A 13864-nucleotide genomic window follows, 5' to 3' on the forward strand; every position below is an offset into this window, starting at 1 on the left:
GGCGCCGGCCAGGTAGCCCCAGCGATCCAGGACCGGGGAGAGGTCGGCCGGCACGCGGGGCAGTGGGGTGGAGCCGCTGGGGATTCTCCCGGCCCGTGTTTCAGTGGGCAGCGTGGGCGTCGGCGGTCAGCACCGGTTCCAGTACTCCGGTGCGCAGGCGGGCGACGAGGGGGACAGCGACGTGGCCCAGGGTCCGGCTGATGAGGTAGGCGATCGGCAGGGCCAGGAGGGCGGCGCCGATGACGTCGTGGGGGTAGTGGTCGCCGAGGTAGACGCGGGTGAAGCCTTCGAAGACGGCGAAGGCGGCGGCAACGACGGACAGGCGGCGGTCGAGCAGCCACAATGCGGCCACCGTCGCGACGGCGACGGTGGCATGGCCGCTGGGGAAGGCGTAGTCGGTGCGAGTGGGGCAGGCGGAGACGAAGTAGTCGTGCGGCAGCGAGTAGCACGGCCGCACCTCGGCGATCAGCTTCTTGACCACCTCGGCGACGGCGAAGGCCACCGCCACGGCGACCGGCGCCACCAGGGCGAAGGCCATGGCGGGGGTGTCGCGGCGCCGGGCGTTCCACCAGCCGACCAGCATGAACACCGCGAACACCCCGAGGCCGGCGTTGGTCCATATCTCCAGCGGCGTGTTGAGCCACCGGGTGTCGCGGGCGATGCCGGTGATCGCGGTGAACAGCGAGCCGTCGATGCCGGAGCCGTCGAGGGCGAGCTGCACGGGGTGGACTGTCATCGAAGGTGATCTCCAGGAGTTCTGGAAGGCCGTGGACCGGGCCGGGCAGTCCCTCGAGCTAAAATCTACAGCATTGTAGAAGTTCGAGGGCGGTGGCCGGATTCCGGCGGTGCACCAGCCGGGATGTGCCACACCCGACTGGCGTGACAGACTCGACGGCGCACCGACTTCTACATACTGGTAGAAGTTCTACAGGACTGTAGAGGATGAACGGAGGGGAACCAACTCGTGAACACCGGACACGCTCCAGGGGAGCGCAGGCCGGGCGGCGCGCTGGAGGCCGAGGTCCTCACTCTCTTGCAGTCCTCCCCTCAGGCACTGACCCCTGGCGAGGTGCTCCAGAGCCTGGGCGACGATCTGTCCTACAGCACCGTGGTGACCGTGCTGTCCCGGATGTTCGACAAGGGCCTGCTGACTCGCAACAAGCAGGGCCGCGCGTACGCATATGCGCCGGTCGCCGACGCCCACGGGCTGACCGCGCGGCGGATGCGGCAGGTGCTGGAGTCCGACTCAGATCGGGAGGCGGTGCTCACCCGCTTCGTGGAAGACCTGCCCGCCCGGGACGAGCAGCTGCTACGGCAGCTCCTCGGCGGCCTGCCGGATCAGGAGTGAACAACGTGGCGATGCACCTGCTGATCTACCTTCCGCTGCTGTTCCCCGTGCCCGCCGCGCTGGCCGCCCGGCCGCTGGCCGACCGCCTGGACCCCCGGCTTGCGACCTGGCTGCTGACCGCGAGCGCGCTGGCCCTGGCCTGCTTGAGCTGCGCGGCCCTGGGCGTCTTGGCGGTAGCGGGCCTGGTACGCCTGCCGCTGGTGGCGTACGTGGGTCACTGGTCGGCGTCCACCGTACGCAAAGGCGACCCCGTCTCCGTGATCGAGGCGGTCGCGGCCGCGGCGGTGCTGGCCGCCGCCGCGGCGGCGGGGATGCGGATGCTGTGGCGGCGGATTCGGGCGCTGGCCGCATCCGCCTTCGAAGCCGCCTGCCTACCCGGCCGCAGTCAGCTGGTCGTCGTCGACGACGCCGTCCCCGACGCCTACGCGCTGCCCGGCCTGCCTGGCCTGCCTGGCCGCATCGTGGTCTCCACCGGCATGCTCGATGCCCTCGACCCTGCTGACCGGGAGGCCATGCTCGCACACGAACGCGTCCATCTGGCCTGCCAGCACTACGCCTTCGTTGCCGTCGCTCACCTGGCCGCCGCAGTCAATCCGCTGCTGCGGCCGGTGGCCGCCGCTGTCGCCTACACCGTTGAACGCTGGGCGGACGAGCGCGCCGCTACCATCTGCGGTGACCGCCGCCAGGTCGCCCGCGCGGTCGGCAAGGCGGCCCTGGCGACCGCCCATGGTCCGGCTCGCCGGCGTCTGCCCGACGCCGTGCTCGGCCTGCTGGGGCGGCGGCGCGGCCCCCTGGCCACCGCTGGCCCCGTTCCGCGCCGCGTCGCCGCCCTGCTCACCGAACCCACCACTTCCTCCGCACCACTGGGCGCGCCACTGCTGCCGCTGGCCGGAGCCGCCGCCGTGGTCGGCTCCAGTGCCCTGTGCGCACTCGCCGCCGCCCACGACCTGCACCTGTTGCTCGAACTCGCCGGCGCCTGACCAGCGCCCGCCCATCCCGCCGAAACGCTTGGGAGACCGCCGGTGCCGACCACCACTCCCGGCCAAGGCCGCATGCCAGGCCGTGCACGGCTGTGGCCCTTGTACGTGGCCGGGTTCACCAAGGCGTTTTGAAGGTGCCAGATGAACACCAGGCCAGCGTTGCCGAACAGGAGATTGACCAGCATGGTTCCCATCAGTCCCAGGGGACTTCTACTATCACGATAGTAGATGACGCTAGAATGAGTGAGTGGTACGTCTGCTCATCGTCGAGGACGACGAGACGATCGGGAGTCACCTGGAGTCCCGGCTTCGCCTGCACGACTACGAGGTGGTCTGGCGGCGTTCGGGGCGCGGTGCGATCCGGGAGGCGACGCTGACCCCCTTCGATCTCGTGCTGCTGGACCTGGGCCTGCCGGATCTCGACGGCGTCGAGGTGTGCGGCCGGATCCGGGCCGTCCAGCCAGGGTGCGTGCTGGTCATCATCACCGCGCGCGACACGGAGATGGATGTCGTCGTGGGGTTGGAGGCCGGCGCCGACGACTACGTGAGCAAGCCGTTCGGGTTCGCGGAGCTGCTCGCCCGGATCCGGGCACACCTGCGGCGCGGTGCGCCGCCCGCGCGGCCGCCGCGCTTCGCGGTCGGCGATCTCGTGGTGGACACGGCGGCCCGCAGGTGCTTCGCCGCAGACCGCGAAGTGACATTGCGAGCCAAGGAGTTCGACCTGCTGGCCAGGCTCGCGGCCGAGGCCGGGGTGGCGGTCAGCCGGGAGGACCTGATGGCCGACGTGTGGGACGAGAACTGGTTCGGCTCCACCAAGACCCTCGACGTGCACATGGCGGCGTTGCGGCGCAGGCTGGCGGAGGCGGCCGACGAGACCACCGTCGTCCCGCGCATCGTCACCTTGCGCGGCCACGGCTATCGGCTCGACGCCCCCGGCTGACCTCACAGCTCCCGCAGGACCTGCACGGCGGGACGGCTCGCCAGCCGCACGGCCGCGGCGGCCACTGCGGCCAGCGCCACGACGGTGATCGAACCGAGGGCCATGAGATAGGGCCAGGGCACCGTCGGCGCCGACGGCGGCGGGTCGAAGACGCCGGTCAGGACCTTGACCAGCATCTGCGACAGCAGCGCGCCGATCACCGTACCGGCGACCAGCCCGCCGACCGCCAGGGCCGCGGCCTCCCCCGACACGAAGCCGCGCAGCTGCCGCCGGTTCGCGCCGAGAGCGGTCGCGATCGCGAAGGTGCGGCGTCGTTCGGCCAGGCCGAGCGCGAGCACCAGACCGCCGGAGGCCGCGGCGAGCAGCAGCGCGAACGTCAGCTCGACGCGCGTCAGCCCGGCCAGGTCGACGGCGGTCAGGCTCGAGCCGACCACCCGGCGGGTGGTGGCCAGATCCGTCACCGTGGCGGTGGGGCCGAGCAGGGAGCGGATCCGGTGGGCGACCGGAGCGATGTGTCGCCCGCCTGTGTCGACCAGGAACGCGCCGATCGTGGCGCTGCCGGTCTTCTGCGCCACGTAGGCGGCGTTGGCGACCAGGAAGCTGTCCTTCGGCGCGGTCGGGAATTCCTTGACGACGCCGACGTAGTGGAACGGCACGGTGGTGAACCGCTTGGTCCGGCCGTCCTGCAAACGGAGGTTGAGCAGGTCGCCGGGGCGTAGCTGGAAATCCTTCACCGTCTCGGCCGACACCAGGATCGAGTCCGGCTTGGCCGCCAGAGTGCGGGTCAGCTGCTTCGCGGTGCCACCGGTGAAGTAGGCGTCCTGCAGGGCGGTGGCGCCTCTGATGGTGCCGGGCCGGACGCCGTACAGGTCCTGCAGGTCCGCGCCGACATAGGCGAAGCGGTGTTGCAGCGGCTCGACGCTCCTGACCCCGGGCACGGCGGCCAGTCTCCGGGCCTGGTCGGGGCCGACGGACGCGCCGGGCGATTCGGTCACGGTGACGTCGGCGCCGTTGGTCAGCTGGGCATCGACCTCGGCCTGCCGGCGGTAGGTGGAGTTGAAGGTCGCGGTCGAGGCGGCGAAGGCCACCGCCAGGGCGAGCAGCACGATGGACCGGGCCAGCAGCCGGCGCTGGCGCGCCATACTCCCGGCGACCGTACCCGACAGCCCACCGGCCAGCGGGCGGAGCCCGGCGCCGACGAGCCGCCGCCCCCGGCCGAGCAGCAGGTCGTACAACCGCCAGGCGAGCAGCCCGGTGCCGAGCCACAGCAGCGCGGGCCCGGCGAACGCCCAGTACGACACCGAGATGGTCGGCTGCCCTTCGGGTGCCAGGACGAGTTGGTAGCCGTTGCGGCCGGTCACGGCGAACACCGCTCCGGCGGCGGCCAGCAGCACGAAGTCCAGTCCGTAGCGGCTCCAGCCGGGTGCCCGGGTGCGGCCGACGGTGAGGCGCCCGGCGCTCACGGTCATCGCCCGGGCGTCGCGGTGCGCGGGCACCAGGACGGTGAGCGCGGCGATCACGAGACCGGCCACGGCTGCGCCCGCGGTCCAGGCGATGGCGGTCGCCGTCGTGGCGCCGAAGCGCGCCGAGCCGAACGCCACCCTGCCGACCAGCGCCGCGCCGGCGAGCCCCACGGCGCTGCCGGCGACGCCCACGACGGCGGCCTCCACGGCGGCCAGCCACGTCACCTGGCGGACGGAGGCTCCACGGGAGCGCAGCAGCGCCTGTTCGCGACGCCGCCGGGCCGCCCCGGCACCCGCGATCGCGGCGGTCAGCAACCCGGCCAGGACCGCCCCGGGCAGGCCGAGGAACAGGAAGAGGATCTGCGCGTACGCCGCGTCCTGGCGCGCGGAGTCCAGCGCCGCCCCCAGGTTGTTCCCGACCACGGCCCCGCCCGCGGTTCGGGCCTCGAGATTCCGGGCGGCCGCCGTGATCGCCGTGTAGGCCGCAGCCGGGTCCGACGGCAGCGCGTGGGAGCGCCGGACGTGGATCTGCGTGGTGACCAGGTCCGGGCGGGTCCTGGCCTGCGGGTCGAACACCTGGTGCCAGAGGGCCTGGGGCAGCAGGAGCACGTTGTCCGGCGGCGCCGACGGCTGGGAGCCCGAGGGAGCGCCGACCTTCTGGAACAGCGAGTCGGCCTGCGGCAGGTCCACCACCCCGTCGACGCGCACGCGTGCCGGAGCCATGCCCGCACGGCCGACGCTGATCGTGTCGCCGGGTCCGGCGTGCAGGTTGGCGGCGGTCTGCTGGGCCAGCAGCACGCCGGTCCCGGATCCGGTGAGCGTTCGAACCTCGCCGAGGAAGGACCGGGAGTAGTCGTCCGGCAGGCCCAGCACGACGCCGGACCCGGTGGTCTGGGTCGTCGGCCCGGTGTAGGTGAAGCCGCTGGTCTGCGCGAACCCGACCGGGAGGGCCTGCCGGGTCGCCGGATCGGCCCGTACGGTGCCGAGGACCGTATTCGGATCGGTGCCCCCGGTGACCTGAACCTGCCAGTCGGCCGCCACGCCCGAGGCGGCTCGTACGGTCATGGTCGCCTTAGAAGCGGCGAGGAACGCACCGAGACAAGCGAGCAGCGCCACCGCGACCGCGACCCCTGCCGCTGCGGCCGCCAGCCGGGCGGTACGCCTGCCGATAAGGCCGTGGAGCCAGATCCAGATCATCATGGTCTTCCCTTGTCTTCACCGAGGCCGGCGTCACGAGAAAACGTGGGCGCTCGCTGCGGCCGGCCGGATGCGCCATCGCCCGGCTCGCGCGTGGTGAGGCCGCCGTCGCGCATCGTCCACCGGTGGGGCAGCCGGGAAGCGATCTGGGAATCGTGCGTGGTGACGATCAGCGCGGCCTCGAGATCCTCGGCCGCCTCCAACAGCACGGAGATGACGTGGCCGCCGGTCTCGTGGTCGAGCTGACCGGTGGGCTCGTCGGCCAGAATGAGCCTCGGGCGGCCGGCGATCACGCGGGCGACGGCGGCGCGCTGGGCCTGTCCGCCGGACAGCTCCTCGGGGAGCTTCGGCCCCAGAGCGGCGATCCCAACCCGGTCCAGGGCCGCCGTCGCATGCACGGCAGCGGCCTCAGCGGACATGCCGGCGAACAGCAGCGGCAGGGCGACGTTCTCAGTGACGTCCAGTGTCGGGATGAGGCTGGGCCCCTGGAAGATCACGCCGATCAGGCCGGGTCTGCCGTTAGGGCCACCGCCGAGGCCCGGCCAGGCGATCGTCCCCCCGGTCGGAGCGTCCAGGCCCGCGATCAGGTGCAACAAGGTGGACTTGCCCGATCCGGACGGCCCCATCAACGCCACACGCGCCCCGGGCGGCACCGTGCAGGACACGTCGTGTACGGCGACGACGGCCGTCGGACCGGTACCGAAGGTACGCGCCACGTTCACGCATCGCACCAGCGCGCAGCCGGCGGGCGCGGCCGGCGCGCCGTCCGCCCGCGCGGCGGCACCGTCGCGCACGCTCATCAGACCACCTGCCCGTCACGGAGCCGGATGATGCGATCAGCGGCGGCGGCCACGGCCGGACTGTGCCCGGCCACCAGCACCGCCACCCCGGAGCGCGCGCGTTCGGCCAGGAGATCGAGGATCTGCCGCTCAGTGGCCGAGTCCAGCTCGCCGGTCGGTTCGTCGGCCAGCACTACGGCGGGATCGCCCGCCAGGGCGACCGCCAGGCCGGCGCGCGTCGCCTCACCGCCGGACAGCCGGCTCGGGTACGCCTCGCCGCGTTCCGACAGCCCCACCAGGTCCAGCAGCGTGTCGGCGGCACCGCTCCGACCGCGGGCGGCGAGCCGCTGGGCCAGCCGGATGTTCTGCCGGACGGTCAGGTGTTCCAGGAGGTTCCCGGACTGGAACACCAGCCCGATCAACCGGCCCCGCAGCCGGGTCCGTACGGTCTCGGGCTGATGGCTGATACGCCGCCCGCCGACCACGACGGTGCCGCCGTCGGGCTCGTCGAGCCCGGCCAGGCACGCCAGCAGAGTCGACTTGCCCGACCCCGAGGGACCCACGACCGCCACCAGTTCCCCGGCGCGCAGCACCAGGGACACGCCGCGCAGCGCCAGCGTCTCCTCCTCCCCCGCGCGGTAGAAGCGGTAGAGCGTGCGAGCCGACAGCACCACGTCCTCGTCCAAGTCCTCTCCGGTCGTGGAAACGGTGGCGCCCGGGCTCATCGCTGCCACCGCAGGGAGTCGGTGACGAGCCGCCACGGGTCGACGTTGTCGGCGCCGACCGGGCCCGACAGCGTGAGGATCGCCTCGTTGCCGGCCTTCCAGAACTCATAGCGCTCGACCGCATCCTGGATGGTCTTCCCGGTCACCGGGTTGGCGGGAGACTGTGCCCGGTAGGTGATCCGTACGGCGGGGCCCGCCTTCCGCTGTACCACCGTCACATCACCGGGCGTGAACCCAGGAGTGGAGGACCTGATCTGAGCCAGCTCGGTCGCCCGCGCCGAGGCCACGGTCGGCGCACTGGCCGCCGGTCGCGCCTCGACACGCACGGTGTTCAACTTGTCGGTGAACACCGTCGCAGGTCCGCTCTGGCTCCGCGCCCAGCCTTCGGGGACCTTGACGGTGAACAGGCCGCCCGCCGCGGTGAACGGCACGAAGACCTGGCTGTCGGGTATGTCACCGGGAGGGTTGGTCTCCTTCGGCGTGGGCGGCGGCGAGGGCGCGCGGGCGGCCGTCTGGCCCGACGCCGCGGCCGATCGGCCGGTCCCGCCGCCACACGCGGCCAGCGCGGCGATGAGCAAGAGTGCGCTGCCGGCGTGGATCATGCTTCGACGAGTTCTCATGAGCGGCCCCCGATCTTTCGGAGAAATCCATCCATCGCACCTGACGCTAGGAACCCTCCGGTTAGCCGACCTGGCCTCGGTGGCTAGACGACGGCAAAATCGGTGGTCGAAGCGGTTCTGATCGGCGACCGTGACGGCAGACTGGCAGCAGGCCCGCAATCGACAGTCGCTCGAAGGGGACGGGCGTGCGCAGACGCATCGTGACCTTGGCGGTGCTGGCCGCCGCCCTGGCGATCAGCCTGTTCGGCATACCGTTCGCCATCGGCCTGGCGCGCTCCTACACGGCGGACGAGCGAGCTGAACTGTCCCGGCTGGCCACCGGCACCACCGTCGCGGTCGGACCCGCGCAGCTGACCGGAGGCGACCCCATCGAACTGCCCCGGGCCGAGCTCGACATGACCCTCGGCGTCTACGACGCCGCCGGGCACAGGATCAGCGGTCGCGGGCCGGTCCACGCAGACGGGGCGGTCCGTGCGGCGCTGCGCGGCAGCGCGGCCAACTCGTCCACGGGTCCCGACATCGTCGTCGCCGTGCCGATCGCGGACAACGAACGCGTCAGCGGCGCGATCCGCGCGGCCACGGGCAAGCAGGTCGTCTATCGGCGCATCGCGCGGACCTGGCTCATCATGCTGGGGGCCGCCCTGCTGGCGATCGGTCTCACCGCGGCGCTCGCACGGCGCCAGGCCCGGCGCCTGGCCCGGCCGCTGGAGGAGATGTCGGCCGACGCCCAGCGACTCAGCGACGGTGACCTGAGCGTACGGACCCGGCCCAGCCGAATCCCCGAGATCGACGCGGTCGCCGCCAGCCTCAACGCCACCGCCGAACGCCTCGGCGCCCTGCTCGCCCGTGAACGCGCCTTCTCCGCCGACGCCTCCCACCAGCTACGCACCCCCCTGACCGGCCTGCGCCTCACCCTGGAGGCCATGCGGGACACCCCGGCCGGGGCCTCCGAAGAGGCGATCGCCACGGCCATCGCCGCGACCAAGCGCCTCCAGACGACCATCGATGACCTTCTCGCACTGGCACGCGACCTCCCCGACCGCAGCAAGACCCTCAACACCAAGGCGCTCATCGACGAGATCCGCCAGAACTGGCACTCCGTCCTGGCCGCCCACGGCCGCCCGCTACGCCTGACCATCGAACCGGACCCACCGCCCGGCCACGCATCTACCGCGGCCGTCCGCCAGATCCTCAACGTCCTGATCGACAACGCCGTACGACACGGCGCGGGCCCGATCACGGTCAGCGTCCGCGACGCCGGGGACGCCCTCGCCATCGACGTCGCCGACGAGGGCCCCGGCGTCAGGCAGCCTCCGGACACGCTCTTCCGCCGACGCGCGGCCGGCAGCACCGGACACGGCATCGGCCTGGCCATGGCCCGCAGCCTCGCCGAGGCCGAAGGCGGCCGCCTGCTCCTGACCCGCCCCGTCCCCGCGACGTTCACCCTCCTGCTCCCAGTGGCGCGCGACTGAGCGGGGCACGACCGAGGACGAGCCTTCGCCTGTCGGTCGGTCAGCAGATGTGTGATCGCCGTGACCGTTGTTCCGGATGTGGACCCAGTCCATGAAGGCGGACAGGGCGGCGGACGAGCCGGCGGTGCCGAGGTCGAGTCCGCCTTTCGTGGGCGCTATCGACCCTCCGCTCCCGAACGTGTCCCCAGCCCCAAAGTGGCGCGGTTGCCGCAGGTCACGCGGTGTGCATGAGGGCGGAGCGCCGCCCGGATAACGGCCGGCGGTCGCGGACACCGAGCCGAACCGGGAAGCGTCTCAGCAGGTCAGACCCGGCATTACGGCGACCGCGGTGCCGGCCCGGCGGTGGTCGGGCAGACGTTATGTGAAGCCGGCCGCCCCGGCCCGGTCACGCTCCGCTGCCTGGCGGCTGGGGACACGTTCGGGAGTAGGACGCCTGGCCGGTGGACTCTTCGTGCGCTGGGGGCCGGTGTCTTCATGGGCTTCTACCGTCGGCCGCCCGTACCGGCCACCCCGCGGGACAGAAGGGTGATCCGCCTACTTCACGCGCCCATTCAGAAGCGGTGGCTCTTGAAGTCGGCCAGCAGGACCTTGAGTTGCTTCTCCTGCTTGGCGGCCGGGGCCGGCTTGATGTGGCCGTGGTCGATGGCGTACGTCTTGAGGACCGCGTCCATCTGGTTGTCGAGCAGGGTCCAGGTCTTCTTGTTGACCGCCTGCAGCGAGGTGGCGTCGGCGTCCCAGTCGTCGCGCATCTTCTGCACGGTGGCGTGGGAGGCTGCGGCCTTCCCTGCCCGGTCCTGGGCGATCGCCGTCTGGGCGAGGTTCTCGTACTTCGCCACTGCGGCGGTCGTCTGGTCGCCGGTCAGGGCCGGCTTCGGGCAGGCCGGCATCGTCTCGCTCTGACCGGTCGGGTCGCAGGTGACGTGGGGCTGGTTGTGGGCCCAGACCATCAGCGCGGCGGTGCCGGCGGCGATCACGCCGAATGCTCCCAGCGCGATGCGCTCCCGGCGCGCGTTGGTGGTGACCGACGGCGCGTGCGTCGCCTCGTAGCGCTCGGCGACGTCGCTACGGCTGATCGACAGGTAGATGACCGTCGCCAGGATGGCACCGAGGAAGATCAGGCTCGTGATGAAGGTGCCCAGGCCGAGTCCGACCGGGTCGCCGGGGTTGGCCGCGACCTTCGGGGAGGCGAGCCAGTCACCGATGTTGGCGCCGAGCGGTCGGGTGAGGATGTAGGCCAGCCAGAACGAAAGCACCGGGTTGGCGCCGAACTTCCACAGGGCGGTGATCGACGCGATGAGGCCCAGCGGCAGGAACACCGACTGCGCGGGCGTCCAGTTGGTCAGCTCCAGCGTCCAGTCACCGGTGGCGGTGCCCAGCGCGAACGTCACCAGGACGGTCAGCCAGTAGAACGCCTCACGCGGGAAGGTCGTGATGCTGTGGATCGACAGGGTCCGCTCGCGCAGCCACCAGACTCCGAAGACGATGGCCAGCAGGACCGAGAAGACCGTTGAGCTCAGCCACAGCGGGACGTGTTGCTTATCGGTGAGCATGTCGGTGTACAGCGTGCCGGTGACACTGACCACCACCACGGTCAGCCAGTACGGGAACGGGCTGTAGCGCTTGGTACGGAACTGGACCGTTAGCACGACCGCGAATACCGCGGTGAACAACAGCATGGTGTTGGTCAGGCCGAAGCCGAGGGTTTCGTTGATGTAGTCGGCGAAACTCTCGCCGACGGTCGTGCAGAGGATCTTGATGATCCAGAACCAGACCGTGACCTCAGGCACCTTGTTGAGCATCTGCCGGCCGGTCGGTTCGCCGATCCGGATCTGCTGGGTTGTCGTCATCCGGGAAGGCTGGCATGGCGTGCCTGAACAAAACCTGAGCGCTTCGGTAGGCAGGTGGGTTCGGGTTACGGAAGGTCCGTAACCTGACGATGTGACCATCCACCGCATCCTGGTCGTCGAGGACGACCACGGACTTCGCGACGTTCTCGCCCGGGGCCTGCGCGAGGAGCATTTCGAGGTGTTGACAGCCGCGGACGGAGCAGGCGCGCTGCGGACGATAGATGACCAGATCGACGCAGTCGTGCTGGACATCGGGTTGCCCGACTCCGATGGTCGGGACGTCTGTCAGGCCATGCGCGCTGCCGGATTGGACATGCCGGTCATCTTCCTGACCGCTCGTGATGGCCTCACTTCCCGGCTTTCGGGCTTCTCCGCGGGCGGCGACGACTATCTCGCCAAGCCCTTCCACCTGGCCGAACTCGCTGCCAGGGTCCGCGCGGTGCTGCGCAGAGCCGGTCGCGATGCGGCCACCGATGTCGATGGGCTTCGGCTGGACCCGGTCGCACACGTCCTGAAGACCGCGAACGGCACACAGATACCCCTTACACCCACCGAGTTCCGGCTGCTGGCCTCCTTGATGGCGGCCCCTGGCGCGGTCGTCCGGCGACATGCCCTGGTGCGCTCGGCCTGGCCCGAAGGCGCCCAAGTCAACGACAACACCCTCGACCAGTACCTGACCCGCCTGCGCCGTAAGCTCCGTGAAGCCGGGTGCGAGCGGGGCATCAGCACCATACGCGGCGTCGGCTACAGACTCACATGAGGGCCCTCACGCCGGCGACTCTACGCGGCCGCCTCGCCCTGCTCGCGCTGACCACGACGGCGATCTGGGTCACGCTGCTCACCGTCATCTTTAACATGGCGCTTCACGCACAGCTGCGTAGACAGTCTGACGACCTGCTGCGGACTCGGGCGGCGGCCGTGGCAGCGACCCTGCAGACCTGGCCGGACGGCCATATCCGAGTGCTGGAACCCTCCGACGACCGTGCTTTGGATGTCGGAGTCTGGATCTACCAGGGTCACACGGCCATCGAGCGCCCCAGAGCACCCAAAGAGCTGCAGGCGAGTGCGGACCGCATGGCCGGGCAGCGCAAGACCTTCATGGATATCAAGACGCCTTACGCCTGGAGGGTTTACTCGCTGCCGGTGATGTTTGAAGGCCGGCGGGTGGGCACGGTGGTCAGCGCGGTTGATCTTGACCCCTACAGCGACCTGGCCCGTCTGGTGCTGGCCGGTTCCGCCATCCTCGGCCTGCTGTTGCTCTTCGGCGCCTACCTGCTGACTCGCGCGGTCGTTCGCAGTGCCCTCCGGCCGGTGACACAGATGAGCGAGCAGGCCACGCAATGGGGAGAGCACGGAACCCACCACCGGTTCGGCGCGGAACACCGTCCTGCCGAACTCGCCGGGCTGGCGAGAAACCTTGATCAGCTACTCGACCGGCTCTCCGCCGTCCTGCGCCACGAACAACAACTCACCGCTGAACTCTCACACGAACTACGGACCCCGCTGGCTCGGATCACTGCGGAGATCGACTGGCTGATCGCGCGAAACCGTACCGCCGCCGAACGAGACACCTCGCACCAAGCGATCGCGGCGAGCGCGGCCACCATGCAGCAGATCTGTGAGTCCCTTCTCACCATCCCCACCGATCGCATCCGTGACCGATGCTCGCTCCTCCGCCTGGCCCGTGATCTGGCCGAGCGCAACACGGAGGGGCCGTCGATCGTGGTAACCGGTAAGAACGTGACGGCTGGGGTACCAGCGAACCTGGTCGAGCGCATTCTCGTGCCCCTGCTGAACAACGCACGCCGCTACGCGCGGACCCAGATCACCGTAGAGTGCACGGCCGACGTGGAGATCATCATCACCGATGACGGTCCCGGTGTACCGGTGGAACTCCGTAACGCAGTGTTCGAACCGGGCCGGCGCGCCAACCCCGACGACGGTCACGACGGCGTCGGACTCGGGCTCGCGCTCGCTCGACGCCTGGCCCGTACCGCTGACGGAGACATCGCCATCGACGCGGCCGGACGGTTCGTCATCTCCCTGCCCCGCGGCTGATCACCCCGATCCCGGTCAGGGCTCTCTGGCCTGTGGCGGTTGTAATGGATCAAGTACTCGCGGAGTACCAAGGCCAGGTGGCGTTCGCCGAGGATCAGAATCCGGTCCAGCAGTTCGCGGCGGAGGGTACCGATGACGCGCTCACAGATGGTGTTCATCCGTGGCGTTCGCGGCAGGGTGGTGATGGTCTGCAGTCCTTCGGCCTTGAATACCTCGGCGAACGCGGTGGTGAACAGCGGATCGCGATCACGAATAAGGAACCGCAGCACGCCGAGCCAGTCACCCAGGTCCATGGCGAGGTTGCGAGCCTGCCGCACCGCCCACGCACCGGTCGGGTGCGCGGTCACCCCGCCCAGGTGCAGTCTTCGGGTGTCGTGCTCGATGAACACCAGTACATACACCCGCTTGAGCAGCACCGTCTCGACTGCCAGCGCA

Annotated in this window: 13 protein-coding genes; 6 read left to right on the plus strand and 7 right to left on the minus strand. The window is 70.7% G+C overall.

Annotated elements, in window-relative coordinates; translation table 11 throughout:
• Nucleotides 1-100 precede the first annotated feature (100 nt).
• The gene (locus ACQP2O_RS31060; protein WP_433171192.1) at nucleotides 101-736 is read right to left on the minus strand and encodes a phosphatase PAP2 family protein; all 636 of its coding nucleotides are present in this window, start codon (nucleotides 734-736) and stop codon (nucleotides 101-103) included.
• Between the two features lie 228 nt (nucleotides 737-964).
• Here ACQP2O_RS31060 and ACQP2O_RS31065 point away from each other — a divergent pair, with 228 nt between their 5' ends.
• The 3 genes from ACQP2O_RS31065 (at nucleotide 965) to ACQP2O_RS31075 (ending at nucleotide 3268) form a co-directional block, all read left to right on the plus strand.
• Complete coding sequence (locus ACQP2O_RS31065) at nucleotides 965-1348, plus strand: BlaI/MecI/CopY family transcriptional regulator (protein ID WP_433171194.1); 384 nt, start codon at nucleotides 965-967, stop codon at nucleotides 1346-1348.
• An 11-nt stretch (nucleotides 1349-1359) separates the two neighbouring features.
• Nucleotides 1360-2328 carry a M56 family metallopeptidase gene (locus ACQP2O_RS31070; protein ID WP_433191213.1) on the plus strand — a complete coding sequence of 323 codons (969 nt, stop codon included), beginning with the start codon at nucleotides 1360-1362 and terminating at the stop codon, nucleotides 2326-2328.
• A gap of 247 nt (nucleotides 2329-2575) precedes the next feature.
• On the plus strand, nucleotides 2576-3268 hold the full coding sequence (locus tag ACQP2O_RS31075) for a response regulator transcription factor (RefSeq protein ID WP_433171196.1): 693 nt from the start codon (nucleotides 2576-2578) through the stop codon (nucleotides 3266-3268).
• A 2-nt stretch (nucleotides 3269-3270) separates the two neighbouring features.
• Here the strand turns inward: ACQP2O_RS31075 and ACQP2O_RS31080 are convergent, their stop codons facing one another.
• The 4 genes from ACQP2O_RS31080 to ACQP2O_RS31095 are packed head-to-tail and all read right to left on the minus strand — an operon-like array spanning nucleotide 3271 to nucleotide 8052.
• Nucleotides 3271-5931 (minus strand): ABC transporter permease, encoded by a 2661-nt coding sequence (locus ACQP2O_RS31080; RefSeq protein ID WP_433171199.1) that lies wholly within the window; start codon nucleotides 5929-5931, stop codon nucleotides 3271-3273.
• On the minus strand, nucleotides 5928-6728 hold the full coding sequence (locus tag ACQP2O_RS31085) for an ABC transporter ATP-binding protein (protein ID WP_433171201.1): 801 nt from the start codon (nucleotides 6726-6728) through the stop codon (nucleotides 5928-5930). Before ACQP2O_RS31085 ends, ACQP2O_RS31080 begins: the two co-directional genes overlap by 4 nt.
• Nucleotides 6728-7393 carry an ABC transporter ATP-binding protein gene (locus ACQP2O_RS31090; RefSeq protein WP_433171203.1) on the minus strand — a complete coding sequence of 222 codons (666 nt, stop codon included), beginning with the start codon at nucleotides 7391-7393 and terminating at the stop codon, nucleotides 6728-6730. Before ACQP2O_RS31090 ends, ACQP2O_RS31085 begins: the two co-directional genes overlap by 1 nt.
• 35 nt (nucleotides 7394-7428) lie before the next feature.
• A complete protein-coding gene (locus tag ACQP2O_RS31095) occupies nucleotides 7429-8052 on the minus strand; it encodes a hypothetical protein (protein WP_433171205.1) in 624 nt (207 codons plus the stop codon).
• A gap of 185 nt (nucleotides 8053-8237) precedes the next feature.
• Between ACQP2O_RS31095 and ACQP2O_RS31100 the strand changes: the two genes are divergently transcribed.
• On the plus strand, nucleotides 8238-9524 hold the full coding sequence (locus ACQP2O_RS31100; protein ID WP_433171207.1) for an ATP-binding protein: 1287 nt from the start codon (nucleotides 8238-8240) through the stop codon (nucleotides 9522-9524).
• A gap of 551 nt (nucleotides 9525-10075) precedes the next feature.
• Here the strand turns inward: ACQP2O_RS31100 and ACQP2O_RS31105 are convergent.
• Nucleotides 10076-11371 (minus strand): COG4705 family protein, encoded by a 1296-nt coding sequence (locus ACQP2O_RS31105; protein WP_433171209.1) that lies wholly within the window; start codon nucleotides 11369-11371, stop codon nucleotides 10076-10078.
• 91 nt (nucleotides 11372-11462) lie between these two features.
• Here ACQP2O_RS31105 and ACQP2O_RS31110 point away from each other — a divergent pair, with 91 nt between their 5' ends.
• Nucleotides 11463-12131, plus strand: a complete 669-nt coding sequence (locus ACQP2O_RS31110; protein WP_433171211.1) for a response regulator transcription factor — start codon at nucleotides 11463-11465, stop codon at nucleotides 12129-12131.
• Complete coding sequence (locus ACQP2O_RS31115) at nucleotides 12128-13429, plus strand: sensor histidine kinase (RefSeq protein ID WP_433171213.1); 1302 nt, start codon at nucleotides 12128-12130, stop codon at nucleotides 13427-13429. Before ACQP2O_RS31110 ends, ACQP2O_RS31115 begins: the two co-directional genes overlap by 4 nt.
• On the opposite strand, the gene ACQP2O_RS31120 is transcribed toward ACQP2O_RS31115, so the two are convergent.
• Entirely contained in the window at nucleotides 13315-13845 is a 531-nt protein-coding gene (locus ACQP2O_RS31120) for an integrase core domain-containing protein (RefSeq protein ID WP_433171215.1), read from the minus strand. The genes ACQP2O_RS31115 and ACQP2O_RS31120 overlap by 115 nt on opposite strands.
• Between the last annotated feature and the right edge of the window lie 19 nt (nucleotides 13846-13864).

Origin of the sequence: Actinoallomurus sp. CA-150999, assembly GCF_050942425.1 — a bacterium.
Lineage (GTDB): Bacteria > Actinomycetota > Actinomycetes > Streptosporangiales > Streptosporangiaceae > Actinoallomurus.